The organism is Bradyrhizobium sp. SZCCHNR3119, assembly GCF_032487775.1.
Classification (GTDB): Bacteria; Pseudomonadota; Alphaproteobacteria; order Rhizobiales; family Xanthobacteraceae; genus Bradyrhizobium.
The window spans coordinates 2,842,594-2,857,896 of sequence record NZ_JAUEUV010000001.1; the positions used below are offsets into that span (position 1 = coordinate 2,842,594).

Sequence of the window (15,303 nt, forward strand, 5' to 3'; positions counted from 1 at the left end):
TTGTCGGGATCTGAGCTTCCACCAGGTCCAATCCTCCCATGATCGCGCTGGCGACAGTCGCCGATGGGTCTGGTTCCGAGCCGCTAGGCCAAACTTGTAGCAAATATCTTGCCTGAAGAGGGTTACATCTGCGTCATGGTTACCGAGATGCGCTGGGCTCGACCGGCGGGATCGGTTCCGCGAACGATGCGAATGCATGGTTTGGGATCGATGTCGGGAAGGTTCCCCTTGCGACGGCGGGCGCGAGGGCGGACAGTATGGCCATACCGGGCAGGCCGATGGCAGGGCGGCGGGTCCGATCAGCGGAACGTTAGCGAGAGGAGGCGATCATGGCGGAGCGATTGTCGGCCGAGGCGCGAGCCGCGGCCCTAGGCGAGCTTTCCGGCTGGACCGAACTGGACGGCCGCGACGCGATCAGGCGAACCTTCACTTTCAAGGATTTCAACGCGGCCTTCGGCTTCATGTGCCGCGTCGCGCTGGTGGCCGAGAAGCGCGACCATCATCCGGAATGGCGCAATGTCTACCGTACCGTCGAGGTGGTGCTGGCGACACACGACGCCGGCGGCGTCACGAAGCTGGATATCGAACTGGCCAAGGCGATGGATGCGATCGCAGCGCAGATGGGCGCATAATGTGCTCTCCTCCCTTATCTGGCTTGCGGGTCGCGGAGCCATCCCCACATCTTGTGGCGGCAGGCCGCTAGGATCGCGGCACGAGGGGAGCCAAACGTGGCATCCGACACCACCGACTATACTGTGGGTTTCGAACCGGCCGACCGCCTCGCGCGCGATCGCGAGAGCGTGCGCCGCAGGTTCTGGACCAAGTTCAAGCGGGTGATGGCGAAGCTGCCCTTCGCCGAAGACCTGCTCGCCGCCTATTACTGCGCGTTCGACAGTGAGACGCCGCGTCACGTCCAGGCCGCGCTGCTCGGCGCCATCGCCTATTTCATCCTGCCGTTCGATTTCATTCCGGACGTGATGCCGGTGCTCGGCTTCACCGACGATGCGGCCGTGCTCGCCACGGCCATCCGCATGGTCGCCTCGCACATCACCCCCGATCATCGCGCCGCCGCACGCGCCGCGCTGAAGCGTGGGCTGGAGGGGGATGAAGAGGACAAGGCCGATTAGCTGTCCGGTGGCGGCACCAGTGCACGGCACGTGGCGTCCGCCGAGGTCACGCGATGTGCGCGTGAGAATAACGCAAGAGAAAAGCCCCGCGGCATGACCGCGGGGCTTTTGTTTGCTTGAGCAGCTGATCGGCTACAGCCTCAGCGCTGCCGCGTCTGCGTCCGCGGGCTGCCGTTCCGCTCGGCCTCCCAGGCCTGGAACTGCTTGAACAGGGCCTCGCGATCGGCCTCGCTCTGCAGGCCCTTGCCGGCGTCGCTCTGCTTCACGAAATCGTCGAAGCGGTCGCGCGCCGCACCCGAACTTTCGAACGAATGGGTCTCCAGCCACTGCTTGGCATAGGGGAAGCGTTGCCAGCCCGCCAGCGGCGCCGACAGCGAGACCTCCTTCCACTTCGGATGGAAGGGCGGCTTCTGGAAGCTCGGAAACTTGGCGAAGAAGGCGTCGACGAACAGCGACAGTTTGCGATAGCGGTCGGTGTTGGGCGCCCAGTTGTAGGCGGCGAGCACCGCCGGTACGGCGATGGTGTCGACCTTGTCGCCTTCGGCGATCAGGTTCGGATAATCCTTCGACGTGAGCGTTGCCGGCAGGTAGTCGGTTTGCAGCGGTCGGTCATAATCGACGTTCACCAGATGGAAGCGACCGCCGTCGTTGACGAAATTGCTGACCGACTTGTACGGCTTGCCGCCGACCACGATCACCGCATCGAGCTCGCCCTTCTTCAGCTTCTCCATCGCGATGCGCTGTTCGATGTAGCGGAAGTTGGAGGCATTGAGCCCGAGCCGTTCGAACGTGGTCAAGGCGGTGACGAAGGTGCCGCCATCGGGCAGGTCGACGCTGACCCGCTTGCCGTCGAGATCGCGCAGATTGCGGATCGCGAGCGGCGCGATCACCTGCATCTCTTCATTGTAGAGCTTGGTCACATAGGTGAATTGCTTCTTGATGTCGTGCGCGAAGCCCTTGCGCTCGAGATAGTCGAGCGTGTCGGCACGCACCACGCCGAGATCCACCCCCTGCAGGAACAGAATGTCGGCGACGCTCTGCACCGAGCCGCGGCCGACGATCGGCAGCACGCGCAGCTTGTTGCCGTCGTCGAGCACGGAGGCGAGGTCGGCACCGAACTGCACATAGGTGCCGCCGATGGTACCGGTGATCATCGTCACTGTATTGGCGTTAAGGGCCTGCTTGGTCTGGTTCGAACCGAACTGGAAGACGGCCTTGAGACTGTCGCTGACTTTGGCGGGATCATACTCGTCCGCCGCCTGGGCGCTGAACGCGCCCATCGTCATGATGGCAGCAAGTGCTGCCAGCCTGCTGAAAGGTGTCATGTGTTCCCCTGCCTTGAAAAAATCTGAACTTAATTCTGCAATTGATCGAGCCGCCGCTGCGCCTCGGCCGAGCCGAGCTGCGCTGCACGGCGATACCAGGTGCGCGCTGCCGCCGGATCGGCATTGATGTTGCGCACGTCGCTCGTCCCCAGCACCTGAGCGTCGTAGGTCTGCGCCAACATCAGCGCGGCGCCGGCCTCTTGGGCGTCGGCAGCACGCTCGAGCAGCAGGCGCGCGGCCGGGATGTCGCCGGCCGCCAATAGGCTCTTGGCGCGCTTCATGATGCCGGCGAGTTCGTCGGGATCCATGCGCCGCGCCTTGGGTTGCTGCGACTGCATCGGCGTGGAGATGGATGGCCCGACGATGGCCGGTGCCACGATCGCAGTCGCCGCGCCCGGCGCGGTGATCGAATTGGGCGCGGTGACGGCCGGTGTCGCTGCCGGAGGCGGCGCGGCGGGTGCCGGCTGCGGTGTCGTGACCGCGGGGTCGACAGCGGCGCGGTTCTGCAGCGCGGCCTGGTAGGCGTTGGCGATGTCTTCCCGGCTCGGCGCGACGGAGGCGGTCTGCACCGGGCTGGCGACCGGGGCCGGCGCGGGCGGGACCCTGGCCGGCTCGTTCAGCTGCAGGTCGCGCGCGGTCAATTGCGTGTCAGCGGGCTGCGGCGGTGCGGTCGGATCGGCGGGCGCGCCGATGATCGAGGCCTTGGCGGTGGCGATCAGGTCGCGCGTCGCGTCCGACGTGACCAGCGCGAACACCATCGCCACGCCGGCTGCGGCGACGACCGCAAGCAGGATCCGTGACGATATGGATGGGCGCCGCCGGCGCGCCGGCCAGTGCTCCTCATAGGCGAATTCCGTCCCGTCCTGTTCATTGTCGTAGTCGGACAAGAACATCGGCATCGACTCGTCGGAGGGATAGCTGTCCTGAGTCGATCGTCCGAAACGGTAGACCTGCGAGCGTTCTTGCGCAGCCTCTTCTGGAAAGGGCCTGAAGTCGGGACTACCTGAAACTCCGTCGTGTGACCGACCGTAGCTCCTACGCTCACCCATAGCTGTTCCCCATCATCTTCACGCAACAATTGTGGCCCCGAGTTGTCAGCTCTCAGGGCCAGTCGCATTTTGCCGGAGGCACCCCATTTGCCTTGAACTAATTGACTATCCGAATCAGCCCAAAAGTGGACGGGTTTGGCGTGAATCTGGAGATTTCTTGATTTGGCCGCGGCAAAGGCCAGCAAATCGGCGAGAAGAAGAAGTCGGAATCTTAAGTAGAACAGTAACTAAGTGGTCGAATTAACCGTGCCACAATTTTTTTTGGTTGTAGTTGTTCTTGGATGCGCGGTTTTCGATTTTGGTCGGCAAATTGATTTCGGCCCATGTCGATTTATCGGCGGTTGTGGCATTGTTGCACCGTCGGATACATCTCCCGCTTAGCATTATATACAAGATGCACGCGAAGGTTTTACGCGGGAGAATGCGGCCCTGCCGAATGTGACGAGGTCGTGGCGCGTGGCGCAAAGTGCGCGCCACGCTGTCGACCAAATTGCCGGCGCCCGGGCTCGTGCCGAGAACGCCGCTTCCGCATTCGCCGCCGCCGTCAAGGATGCAGGATGACCTTGCCCATGGCCTGACGGCCGCCGAGCACCTTCAACGCATCGGCCGTCTGCGCTAGCGGGAAGACGCGATCGACATGGGACGACAGCTTGCCGTCAGCGGTCCACTGCGCGAGCTTCTCGAGATTGGCGCGATGCTTGGCAGGGTTGATGCGGGTCCAGGCGCCCCAGAACACGCCGCGGATATCGCAACCCTTCAAGAGCGCGAGGTTGAGCGGCATCTTCGGAATCTCGCCCGCAGCAAAGCCGATCACCAGAAAGCGGCCTTCCCACGCGATCGAGCGCAGCGCGGCTTCGGCGTAGGCGCCTCCGACCGGATCGAAGATGATATCGGCACCCTTGCCGTTGGTCAGGCGGCGCAGGCCTTCCTTCAGATCCTCCTTGGCGTAGTTCAAGGTGAGCTCGGCGCCATGCGCCTTGGCGAAAGCCAGTTTCTCGTCGCTGGAGGCGCACGCAATGACCTTCAAGCCCATCAGTCTGCCGAGTTCGCAGGCGGCAAGGCCGGTGCCGCCGGCGGCGCCGAGCACGGCCAGCGTTTCGCCGGGCTGCGCCCTTGCGCGGTCGTCCAGCGCATGCAGCGCCGTGCCGTAGACGATGATGATGCCCGCAGCGCGGTCGAAGTCGAGATTGTCGGGAATCTTCACGATCGCTTCCGCCGGCAGCGCGATCTTTTCCCGCGCGCCGTTGTGACCGCACGACGCCATCACGCGATCGCCGACCTTGAGATCGGTGACGCCTTCGCCGACGCTCTCGATCACGCCCGCGACTTCGGCGCCCGGCGAAAACGGAAAGGGCGGCTTGACCTGATACTTGCCCTGAATCATCAGGATATCGAAGAAATTCAGCGCAGCGGCCTTGATCGCGATCACCGCCTCGCCGGGGCCCGCCACGGGATCAGGAATGTCGGCAAGCACGAGATCATCCGGCTGGCAGAATTGGGAACAGAGAATGGCTTTCATGAGCGCTCCTGACGTTCTTGTTATTGGATCCTCTTGGTCCGCGCGCCTCCCGCTTTCCGATGCTGACGGTTCGGCGGCAAAGCTGCCGGGCCGCTGTCCGAACAGGGAGCTCGCTTGGCAGTGCTCATGCCGGATTTGCTGCCGCGCCACAATCTGAATTCCCCGGCGACGGATTCCCGTTGAAGTTGTAAATTGCTTCGCGTGAACGCGCCGGCGGGGCCATCTTCCAGTCACAATATTGATGGAACCACCGCGGCCTATGACGAATTTGAAGTTCTGATCGCTGCTTCTGCACGCTCGTCATCGGAGCTTCCAATTCAAAGCCGCAGTTGTTCATGCTTTGCTAGGGCTCTGCTATTTCAGACGTTCGCAAACGAAGACGGCGCGGTATTATATACTATGGTGCGAACTTCGGAGTCGGGGCACCAGGGGGAAGTACTCTCATCATGTTTTTTGGACGAGGACTGACAGCGCTGGCCGCCGGCGTGCTCGTGTTCGGCGTTCCGAATCTTGCGGTGGCGCAGAGCGGGGCGCCCAAAGCGCCGAAGGCGGCTCCCAAGGTGGCGCCGAAGCAGGAGGCGAAGACGGCCGTACCCAATGTGGGTGGGGCCGAGCCGACCTTGATCGGCCAGTTCGGAAGCTGGGGCGCCTATACGGCAGCGCCAGCCGGTAAGAAGGTCTGCTTCGCGCTCGCCAAGCCGACCTCATCCAAAACCAGCCCGCCGAACCGGCCGCGCGATCCGGCCTATGCCTTCGTCTCGTCGCGGCCGTCCGAGAAGGTCTTCAACGAGGTCTCGATCATGATCGGCTATGCCGCGAAACCCGGCTCGGATTCCACGCTGGAGGTCGGCGGCGCGTCCTACGCGATGTACACCCAAGGCGACGGGCTATGGATCAAGAACGCGGCGGAAGAGGAGCGCTTGGTGGAAGCGATGCGCCGCGCCCCGGATGCCGTCGTCAAGGCGGTCTCGGCCAAGGGCACCGAGACGGTGGATACCTTCTCGCTGAAGGGGCTCTCACAGGCGCTCGACCGCATCGCGCAGGATTGCAAGCGGTAAAGGTCCATCGAACCTTGCCGGTTCCGGTCGCAATTGCAGCGAAGCTTGCTATATAGGGCCGATATGGGGGCTCGCGCCTCCGGCCGTCAGCCCGGGGCTGGGGCACAGCATTTGGGTCCTTTCTGATGTCATCGACCGCCGAGTTGCGCGGGACCGCCGCGCCCCTCGAAAAAACGCCGCTCGAAACCTACGTGCCGCCGGCCAAGCCGTCGCTGATCGGCCTGTCGCGCGCGGAGCTTGCGGAGCGCCTGGGCGAGATCGGCGTGCCGCCGCGGCAGCAGAAGATGCGGGTGCAGCAGCTGTGGCACTGGATCTACTTCCGCGGGGCGAGATCCTTCGACGAGATGACCTCCGTGTCCAAGGAGACGCGGACCGGCTTGGCCGAGCGGTTCACGGTCGACCGTCCCGAAGTGGTCGCCGAGCAGATCTCCAACGACGGCACCCGCAAATGGCTGTTGCGGCTGCCGAGCGGCGATGCCTTGCAGAAGGCGCATGAAGTCGAGTGCGTCTACATCCCCGAGACCGACCGCGGCACGCTCTGCGTCTCATCGCAGGTCGGCTGTACCTTGAACTGCGCATTCTGCCACACCGGCACGCAGCGCCTGGTGCGCAATCTCACCGCAGGCGAGATCGTCGGCCAGGTGATGGTGGCGCGCGACCGGCTCAACGATTGGGCCGATCGTGAGACGCCGCACGGCAACAGGCTCGTCACCAATGTCGTGATGATGGGGATGGGCGAGCCGCTCTATAATTTCGACGCGGTGCGCGACGCGCTGCTGATCGTCTCGGACAACGAAGGCATCGGCATCTCTCGTCGCCGCATCACGCTGTCGACCTCCGGCGTGGTGCCCAACATCGCTCGGGCCGGCGAGGAGATCGGCGTCATGCTCGCGATCTCGCTGCACGCGGTGCGCGACGAACTCCGCAACGAACTGGTGCCGCTCAATCGCAAGTACCCGATCGCCGAACTGCTGCAGGCCTGCCGCGACTATCCCGGCGCCTCGAATGCGCGGCGCATCACCTTCGAATATGTGATGCTCAAGGGCGTCAACGATTCGCTCGACGACGCCAAGCTCCTGGTCAAGCTGCTCAAGGGCATCCCGGCCAAGATCAATCTGATCCCGTTCAATCCCTGGCCCGGCTCGCGCTACGAATGCTCGGATTGGGAGCAGATCGAGAAATTCTCGGAGTATGTCTTCAACGCCGGCTATTCCTCGCCGGTGCGCACCCCGCGCGGCCGCGACATTCTCGCCGCCTGCGGCCAGCTGAAATCGGAGACGGAAAAACTGTCGGCGCGCGAACGCCAGGCGCTGCGCGCCATGGCGATGACCGATTAGTGTAAATGTCAGATGCCAAACGTACGTCGTTGCGAGCGAAGCGAAGCAATCCAGGACCGCACGAGTGATGCTGGATTGCTTCGTTGCTGACGCTCCTCGCAATGACTGCGGTTGGGAGGGCCTAACATGGCGCTGATCGGCCGCCTGTTCGTGATCGCGTTCGCCTTCCTGGCCGCGTGCTTCGTTGCGGGGCTGATCGTCGTGATCGCGATCCTGTTTCCGGAGTTCTCCGACCTTGGCGAGGGCCCGATCGACCAGGGTGCGCTGAACGTGATCATCGGCTTCGGCTTCATCTTCGTCTCCGGTTTCGCCCTGCTCCCGGCGATGCTGATCGCGTTGATCACGGAGGCATTCTCGATCCGCAGCGTGCTGGCTTACGCGATCGGCGGCGGCGTGGTCGGTGCGGCCTGCTATCTCGGCCTGGTTCCGTTCGATCCGGACACGTTCCAATTCGAAGGCATCGTGCGGCGGCACCTGGAGATCCTGACCGGCGCCGGCATCGTCGGCGGCCTCGTCTACTGGCTGATCGCCGGTCGCAACGCGGGCGCCTGGCGCGAACCGCCGCGGCAGCTGCCGCCGTCGCCGCCCTTGCCGTCGGGCTCGGTGCGGTGAACATCCGTCATTCCGGGGCATCGAGCCCGAAATCCCGCGATTCCGGGGTCGGCTGTTGGGGTCGTCGCGGAACAACGGTGGAGCTTTCCACCTTTCACGTTGTCGGCTAAACCGCGCGCCATGAACCGGACCGGACTTTTCGTCGCACTGTCGCTCGCGCTCGTCATCGGGATCGTGTTCGGGATCTATCCCGAGCTCGACCTCAAGCTCGCCGCGCTGTTCTATGATCCCGTCACGCACGCATTTCCGCTGAAGCTCAACGGCTATGCGTCGTTCGCGCGTGACGGCGCGATGTGGATCGCCTGGGCGATCGCGCTTCCCTCCATCGTTGCGCTGGTGGTGAAGTTCATCCGGCCCGATCGGCCGCTGCTGGTGAAGGGCCGTACCATCGCGTTCCTGTTGCTGACCTTGTCGCTGTCGGCCATCGTACTCGCCAACGCCACCTTCAAATCCTATTGGGGCCGGCCGCGCCCGGTGGTGGTGACCGAGTTCGGCGGGGACCTGCCCTTCGTGCCATGGTGGGATCCGCGCGGCGGTTGCGGTCGTAATTGCTCGTTCTTCTCCGGCGAGGGCGCGACCGCGTTCTGGACACTGGCGCCGGCCGCCTTGACCCCGCCTGCGGTGCGCCCGATCGCCTACGCCGCGGCGGCCGTGTTCGGGCTCGTCACCTCGGGGCTGCGCATGGCCTTTGGCGGGCATTTCTTCACCGATGTCGCCGCCGCCGGTCTCGTGACCTTCCTCGTGATCTGGCTCTTGCACGGCTACATTTACCGCTGGCCGTCCACGCGCCTGTCCGACGAGGCCATCGATGCGTCGCTGACCCGCCTCGCCTGGCCCGGCTACCGGCTGATGCTGCGGCTGGTGCGCCGCCGTCGCGCCGCCGGGACCAGCCCTGCGGCTCGAGCGGGGTAGCCCGCTATCGGTGCCTGCCCAAAAACCCGTGCCCAAGCTTGGGAAATTTGATATTCGCGGCAACTTGAAGCGCCGCACCAGATGCACCAGCACCTACGACCGATTGGAAGCTCCATGAGTACGATCCTGAAAAGCCTGCCCACAGGGGAAAAAGTCGGCATTGCGTTCTCGGGCGGTCTCGACACCAGTGCGGCGCTGTTGTGGATGAAGCTGAAGGGCGCCCGCTGCTTCGCCTACACCGCCAATCTCGGCCAGCCCGATGAGGCCGATTACGACGAGATCCCGCGCAAGGCGCTCAGCTTCGGCGCCGAGAAGGCCCGGCTCGTGGATTGCCGCACCCAACTGGTCCATGAGGGCATCGCCGCCATTCAATCCGGCGCGTTCCATATCTCGACCGGCGGCCTGACCTATTTCAACACCACGCCGCTCGGCCGCGCCGTCACCGGTACGATGCTGGTCGCGGCCATGAAGGAAGATGGCGTCAACATCTGGGGCGACGGCTCCACCTATAAAGGCAACGACATCGAGCGGTTCTATCGCTACGGCTTGCTGACCAATCCGAATCTGAGGATCTACAAGCCCTGGCTCGATCAGCAGTTCATCGATGAGCTCGGTGGCCGCGCGGAGATGTCGGCGTTCCTGACCGCCAATGGCTTCGCCTACAAGATGAGTGCCGAGAAGGCCTATTCGACCGATAGCAATCTGCTCGGCGCCACGCATGAGGCCAAGGATCTCGAACATCTCGACAGTGGCATCCGGATCGTCAATCCGATCATGGGCGTGCCGTTCTGGCGCGACGATTGCGTCGTCAAGCCCGAGACGGTCACCGTGCGTTTCGAGGAGGGCCAACCGGTCGCGCTGAACGGCCAATCCTTCACCGATCCGGTCGCATTGTTCCTCGAGGCCAATGCCATCGGCGGTCGTCACGGTCTCGGCATGAGCGACCAGATCGAGAACCGGATCATCGAGGCGAAAAGCCGCGGCATCTATGAAGCGCCCGGCATGGCGCTGCTGCACATCGCCTATGAGCGCCTGGTCACCGGCATCCACAACGAGGATACGATCGAGCAGTATCGGATCAGCGGCATGCGTCTCGGCCGGCTGCTCTATCAGGGACGCTGGTTCGACTCGCAAGCCTTGATGCTGCGCGAGACCGCCCAGCGCTGGGTGGCGCGCGCCATCACCGGCGAGGTGACGCTCGAACTGCGCCGGGGCAACGACTATTCGATCCTGAACACCGAAAGCCCCAACCTGACCTATCAGCCCGAGCGGCTGAGCATGGAGAAGGTCGAAGACGCGGCGTTCACGCCGGCCGACCGCATCGGCCAGCTGACCATGCGTAACCTCGACATCGCCGATACCCGCACCAAGCTCAACCTCTACGCAGAGACGGGGCTGATCTCAAACCGAGACGGTTCTCAGATCTTCCAGCTCGAAAGCGATAAGGACTGAGACGACGGATGTGTCGACCCGGCCGGGTGGTCGGATTCGCTTTCGCGACATTTCGGCCGGCCGTCTCCGTTGCCTTCGAAAGGGCGTTTTTGCTATTGCAGCCTCGTCCCGACCGCGAGGCTCGGGGCAGCCATCCCGGCTATCGTCGCTATCGTCGAGCATGATGTTTCCGAGCAACCGGCCGTCGCTGTTCCGGATCGTGCTCCAGGGGAATGTTGCATGAACCAAGCTGCCAACGCCAACCTGTTCTCCCGCCTGTTCGACACACTCGACGATCCGAGCCGGCTTGCGATCGAAACCCAGGACGGCGGCCGGATCACCTATAGCGACCTGATCGCACGCGCCGGTCAGATGGCGAACGTCCTGGCGGCGCGCGGCGTCAAGCCCGGCGACCGGGTCGCGGTCCAGGTCGAGAAGTCCGTCGAGAACCTCGTGCTCTATCTCGCGACCGTGCGCGCCGGCGGCGTCTATTTGCCGCTCAACACCGCCTACACGCTGAACGAGCTCGATTATTTCATCTCTGACGCCGAGCCGACGGTGGTGGTCTGCGATCCGTCGAAGGAAGAGGGCATCGCGTCGCTTGCGGCCAAGGTCGGCGCCAAGGTCGAGACGCTGGATGCGAGCGGCAAGGGCTCGCTGACGGAGGCGGCGGACAAGGCCGACAGCGCGTTCGCAACCGTGCCGCGGACGAACGACGACCTGGCGGCAATCCTCTACACGTCCGGCACCACCGGCCGCTCCAAGGGCGCCATGCTGAGCCATGATAATCTGGCGTCGAACTCGCTCACCCTGGTCGACTACTGGCGCTTCACCAAGGACGACGTGCTGATCCACGCGCTGCCGATCTATCACACTCACGGCCTGTTCGTGGCGAGCAACGTCACGCTGTTTGCGCGGGCCTCGATGATCTTCCTGCCCAAGCTCGATCCCGAACTGATCATCAAGCTGATGGCGCGCTCGACCGTGCTGATGGGCGTGCCGACTTTCTACACCCGCTTGTTGCAGAACCCGCATCTGAACAAAGAGACCACCAGGCATATGCGTCTCTTCGTGTCGGGCTCGGCGCCGCTGCTGGCCGACACCCATCGCGAATGGTTCGCACGCACCGGCCACGCCGTGCTCGAACGCTACGGCATGACCGAAACCAATATGAATACGTCAAATCCTTACGACGGCGAGCGCGTGCCCGGCGCGGTCGGCTTCCCGCTGCCCGGCGTCTCCGTGCGTGTCGCCGATCCCGAAACCGGCAAGGAGCTTGCCCGCGACGAGATCGGCATGATCGAGGTCAAGGGGCCGAACGTCTTCAAGGGCTATTGGCGGATGCCGGAGAAGACCAAGTCGGAATTCCGTGACGACGGCTTCTTCATCACCGGCGATCTCGGCAAGATCGATCCCAAGGGCTACGTCCACATCGTCGGGCGCGGCAAGGACCTCGTGATCTCGGGCGGCTTCAACGTCTATCCGAAGGAGATCGAGAGCGAGATCGATGCCATGCCGGGCGTGGTGGAATCGGCCGTGATCGGCGTGCCGCATCCCGATTTCGGCGAGGGCGTCACCGCGGTGGTGGTGCGCCATGCGGACGCGGATGTGACCGAGGCCAGCGTGCTGAAGGGGCTCGACGGACGGCTCGCCAAGTTCAAGATGCCCAAGCGCGTCTTCATCGTGAACGAGCTGCCGCGCAACACGATGAGCAAGGTGCAGAAGAACGTGCTGCGCGACCAGTACAAGGATATCTATACGAAGTGACATGTCGTCCCGGCGAACGCTCTGCGCGCTACGGAGGACAGGCAAGGCCGGGGCGAGCGCGGAGTTCGTTATTGCCCTGACACCAGGCTGATCACGAACCGGCTGCCGACGATGAACAGATAGCAGCCGAACGCCGCCTCCAGCATGCGTTTGCCCATTGCATGCGCCACGCGTACGCCAACCGGCGCGGTGAACAGGCTGAGCGGCATCACCAGAATCGCGCCGATCAGGGAAACATAGCCGATCGCGAACGGCAGCTGCAGCGCCATCACGTCGGGATAGCGCGCGGCTGCCGGCCAGCCGGCATAGATGTAGCCTAATGCGCCGGGGATCGAGATCAGCACCGCGAGCGCCGACGATGTCGCCACCGCCTGATGAATGGGGCGGCCGTAGAAGGTCATCAGCAGGTTCGAGAACAGGCCGCCGCCGATCCCCATCAAGGTCGACAAGACGCCGACCGCGAGCCCATAAAGCTGCATCAGGCCGCCGCGTGGCAATTTATCGCCGAGTTTCCAGTTCTCGCGGGCCAGGATCAGCCGCGCTGCGGCCGACCATGCGACGGCAACAAAGACGATCTTGAACAGCCGCTCGGGCGCGTAGCGGGCGATGACGCTGCCGCCGATCACGCCAAGGATGATCGGTACCGCCCAGGCGCGGACCACGGCGAGGTCGACTGCGCCGCGCGCATGATGGGCGCGAAAGGAGCGGATTGCGGTTGGAATGATGATGGCCAGCGAGGTGCCGACGCAGAGCGGCATGCGCACTTCGAGCGGGACGCCGGCGATGCGGAAGCATTCGTAGAGCACTGGCACCAGGATCGCGCCGCCGCCGATGCCGAACAGGCCGGCGAGGAATCCGGACAGCGCGCCGACCAGGATGAGAGCGAGCGCGAGCTCGACGAGCCCGCCGATATCGACTGCAACCGGCATGTGCGACGACGTATCCTGGCGCTGGGGACGGATGAGAGAACGCAGGAGCGCGATGTAGACTCTTCCGCATGCAGGGAGTATCCGGCAAATCCGGTCAGCTCTCTTGCAGATTGCGGAAGGATGACGCGTGGATCAGCTTTCGGCGATGGCGACCTTCGTGAATGTCGTGGAGGCCGGCAGCCTGTCCGGCGCGGCCCGCGCCGCTCACGCCTCGCTGACATCGGTCAGCCGACAGGTCGCGTGGCTGGAAGCGCATTACGGCACGCAGCTGTTGCTGCGGACGACGCGACGGCTTGCGCTGACCGATGCCGGGCGGCTGCTCTACGACCGGGTCAAAACGATCCTGAGCGAGGTCCGTGAGATCGACGCGGCGCTCTCATCCAGCCAGCATCAGCTCACGGGACGCTTGCGCATGAGCGCGCCGAGCTTGATGGGACGACTCTTGATCGCGCCCGTGCTGCCGGACTTCCTGCGCCGCCACCCGCAGCTCTCGCTCGACCTGCTGCTGCTCGATCGCCCGGTCGATCTCCTCGCGGAGGATATTCACGTCGCGCTCCGGATCGGACGTCTGCCGGATTCGCAGCTGATAGCGCACCGGCTGGGCGAGCTCACGATGGTGGTCTGCGCCGCGCCGGACTATTTGGACCGGCGCGGCGAGCCGCAGTCGCCGCGCGAGCTGGTCCGGCACGATTGCCTGGTATTCTCGGACACGCCGGGCGCCGCCGTTTGGCGCTTCCGCGTGCGGGATGGAGCCGAACAGAAGATCCACGTATCAGGCCGGCTCTGGATCAACAGCCTGGACTCGCTGGTGTTGGCTGCGACAGCGGGACTCGGCCTCGCCCGGGTGCCATCCTGGCAGGTGAAGCACGCCATCGAAACCGGGCGCTTGCGGCGAATCCTGACCGCGTACGAACTGCCGCCCACGCCCGTGCAGTTGGTGTTTCCGGCCGCGCGGCTCGGCGCCCCCAAGACGCGAGCCCTGGTGGATCATCTGGCCGCGTGCTGGCGATCTTCTGGCGAGCTCTGACCTGCTGTTGACTGAGAGCAGGGTTGCGCGAGCATCATCGCAACCTCGTGCATACGGCCGAAACCGATGCGGCAAGCGCGTCCGCGCAAGAAATGAATCTCGCGCGCGATGCGGCTTGGCGTGGAGCACTGCGAACCGATCGTTCCACCGAATGCGCGCAAAAGAAGTGAATTCCTGTTGCTCCATGCGATGGTCCCACGCCGTCTGGTATACCACGGAGCGGATTGTCTCTTTTAAGACCCGCTGCGGCGCCCGACCTGCTCGCAGCTGTAGGACTGAACACTGGTTCGGTTTTGGGCCATTTGATCGTTGCGCTGGCTGTTCCGACTCCGTAAATAAAGGCCGCCTTCCACGATCCACGACGGGCTTACAAGCGCGCGCTGCTTGCGGCCCACAAGAATATATCAAGCACAATGAACGCCAGGATCGAACGACCTCTCTCCCCACATCTGCAAACCTACCGCTGGACGTTGACGATGATCTTGTCGATCGTCCACCGCGCCACCGGGGTTGCGCTCTATTTCGGGACCCTGCTGCTCGCTTGGTGGCTGATCGCCGCGGCGTCAGGGCCCAGCGCGTATTCTTACGTGCAGGCCTTTACCTCCAGCATCATCGGCCGGCTGATCGTGTTCGGCTTCACCTGGGCGTTGCTGCACCACCTGCTCTCCGGTATCCGGCATTTCGTCTGGGATCTCGGCTATGGCTTCAAGCCGAACGAGCGCGAGGCGCTGACCTGGGGCGCGCTGATCGGCGGCATCTTCCTGACCGTGCTGGTCTGGATCCTGGCCTATGCGGTGGGAGGCGGCCGATGAGCGACGCACGCACAAAATCGATGCGGACTCCGCTCGGCCGCGTCCGCAATCTCGGTGCGGCTCATTCCGGCACCAGCGATTTCTGGCGCCAGCGCATCACTGCAGTGGCGATGACGCTGCTGATCATTCCGATCGTCGTGATCGTGATCATGCTGCTGGGCCGCAACCAGGCGGGTGCTGCGCAAATTCTCGGCTCGCTGCCGATCGCGATGATCATGCTGCTCTTCATCGTCGCCAGCTGCTGGCACATGAAGATCGGCATGCAGGTGGTGATCGAGGACTACGTCCATAGCGAGCAGCTGAAGCTCGTGGCGATCATGGCCAATAACTTCTTCGCGCTGACCGTGGCCCTGGCCTCGATCTACGCCATCTTCAAACTTTCATCCGGAGTCTAGCCT

At 64.0% G+C, this 15,303-nt stretch carries 15 protein-coding genes; 11 read left to right on the plus strand and 4 right to left on the minus strand.

Annotation, left to right across the window (positions count from 1 at the left end; all coding sequences use genetic code 11):
* The first annotated feature begins 329 nt into the window (after nt 1–329).
* On the plus strand, nt 330–632 hold the full coding sequence (locus QX034_RS13255) for a 4a-hydroxytetrahydrobiopterin dehydratase (protein ID WP_315702155.1): 303 nt from the start codon (nt 330–332) through the stop codon (nt 630–632).
* Between the two features lie 96 nt (nt 633–728).
* Nucleotides 729–1,127, plus strand: a complete 399-nt coding sequence (locus QX034_RS13260) for a YkvA family protein (protein ID WP_315702154.1) — start codon at nt 729–731, stop codon at nt 1,125–1,127.
* 140 nt (nt 1,128–1,267) lie between these two features.
* On the opposite strand, the gene QX034_RS13265 is transcribed toward QX034_RS13260, so the two are convergent.
* The 3 genes from QX034_RS13265 to QX034_RS13275 all read right to left on the minus strand — a co-directional run bounded on the left by QX034_RS13265 (nt 1,268) and on the right by QX034_RS13275 (nt 5,020).
* The gene (locus QX034_RS13265; RefSeq protein ID WP_409977482.1) at nt 1,268–2,413 is read right to left on the minus strand and encodes a TAXI family TRAP transporter solute-binding subunit; all 1,146 of its coding nucleotides are present in this window, start codon (nt 2,411–2,413) and stop codon (nt 1,268–1,270) included.
* 68 nt (nt 2,414–2,481) lie between these two features.
* The gene (locus tag QX034_RS13270; RefSeq protein WP_315702152.1) at nt 2,482–3,501 is read right to left on the minus strand and encodes a hypothetical protein; all 1,020 of its coding nucleotides are present in this window, start codon (nt 3,499–3,501) and stop codon (nt 2,482–2,484) included.
* Nucleotides 3,502–4,045: 544 nt separating this feature from the next.
* Entirely contained in the window at nt 4,046–5,020 is a 975-nt protein-coding gene (locus tag QX034_RS13275) for an NADPH:quinone oxidoreductase family protein (RefSeq protein WP_315728079.1), read from the minus strand.
* Between the two features lie 446 nt (nt 5,021–5,466).
* Between QX034_RS13275 and QX034_RS13280 the strand changes: the two genes are divergently transcribed.
* From QX034_RS13280 to QX034_RS13305, 6 genes are all read left to right on the plus strand, one after another.
* Complete coding sequence (locus QX034_RS13280) at nt 5,467–6,078, plus strand: invasion associated locus B family protein (RefSeq protein WP_315728077.1); 612 nt, start codon at nt 5,467–5,469, stop codon at nt 6,076–6,078.
* Between the two features lie 125 nt (nt 6,079–6,203).
* Complete coding sequence (rlmN, locus tag QX034_RS13285; protein WP_315702149.1) at nt 6,204–7,415, plus strand: 23S rRNA (adenine(2503)-C(2))-methyltransferase RlmN; 1,212 nt, start codon at nt 6,204–6,206, stop codon at nt 7,413–7,415.
* A 126-nt stretch (nt 7,416–7,541) separates the two neighbouring features.
* Nucleotides 7,542–8,027: a hypothetical protein gene (locus QX034_RS13290; protein ID WP_315728075.1), complete on the plus strand. Its 486-nt coding sequence runs from the start codon at nt 7,542–7,544 to the stop codon at nt 8,025–8,027.
* Nucleotides 8,028–8,147: 120 nt separating this feature from the next.
* Nucleotides 8,148–8,939: a phosphatase PAP2 family protein gene (locus tag QX034_RS13295; RefSeq protein ID WP_315702147.1), complete on the plus strand. Its 792-nt coding sequence runs from the start codon at nt 8,148–8,150 to the stop codon at nt 8,937–8,939.
* A gap of 114 nt (nt 8,940–9,053) precedes the next feature.
* Complete coding sequence (gene argG / locus QX034_RS13300; RefSeq protein WP_315702146.1) at nt 9,054–10,391, plus strand: argininosuccinate synthase; 1,338 nt, start codon at nt 9,054–9,056, stop codon at nt 10,389–10,391.
* Between the two features lie 219 nt (nt 10,392–10,610).
* Complete coding sequence (locus QX034_RS13305) at nt 10,611–12,137, plus strand: malonyl-CoA synthase (protein WP_315728073.1); 1,527 nt, start codon at nt 10,611–10,613, stop codon at nt 12,135–12,137.
* A 68-nt stretch (nt 12,138–12,205) separates the two neighbouring features.
* Here the strand turns inward: QX034_RS13305 and QX034_RS13310 are convergent, their stop codons facing one another.
* Nucleotides 12,206–13,066, minus strand: a complete 861-nt coding sequence (locus tag QX034_RS13310) for a sulfite exporter TauE/SafE family protein (RefSeq protein ID WP_315728070.1) — start codon at nt 13,064–13,066, stop codon at nt 12,206–12,208.
* A gap of 127 nt (nt 13,067–13,193) precedes the next feature.
* Here QX034_RS13310 and QX034_RS13315 point away from each other — a divergent pair, with 127 nt between their 5' ends.
* The 3 genes from QX034_RS13315 (at nt 13,194) to sdhD (ending at nt 15,300) form a co-directional block, all read left to right on the plus strand.
* Nucleotides 13,194–14,093, plus strand: a complete 900-nt coding sequence (locus QX034_RS13315; protein WP_315702143.1) for a LysR family transcriptional regulator — start codon at nt 13,194–13,196, stop codon at nt 14,091–14,093.
* Between the two features lie 413 nt (nt 14,094–14,506).
* Entirely contained in the window at nt 14,507–14,905 is a 399-nt protein-coding gene (gene sdhC / locus QX034_RS13320) for a succinate dehydrogenase, cytochrome b556 subunit (RefSeq protein ID WP_315702142.1), read from the plus strand.
* Between the two features lie 20 nt (nt 14,906–14,925).
* On the plus strand, nt 14,926–15,300 hold the full coding sequence (sdhD, locus tag QX034_RS13325; protein ID WP_315703131.1) for a succinate dehydrogenase, hydrophobic membrane anchor protein: 375 nt from the start codon (nt 14,926–14,928) through the stop codon (nt 15,298–15,300).
* The last annotated feature ends 3 nt before the right edge of the window (nt 15,301–15,303 follow it).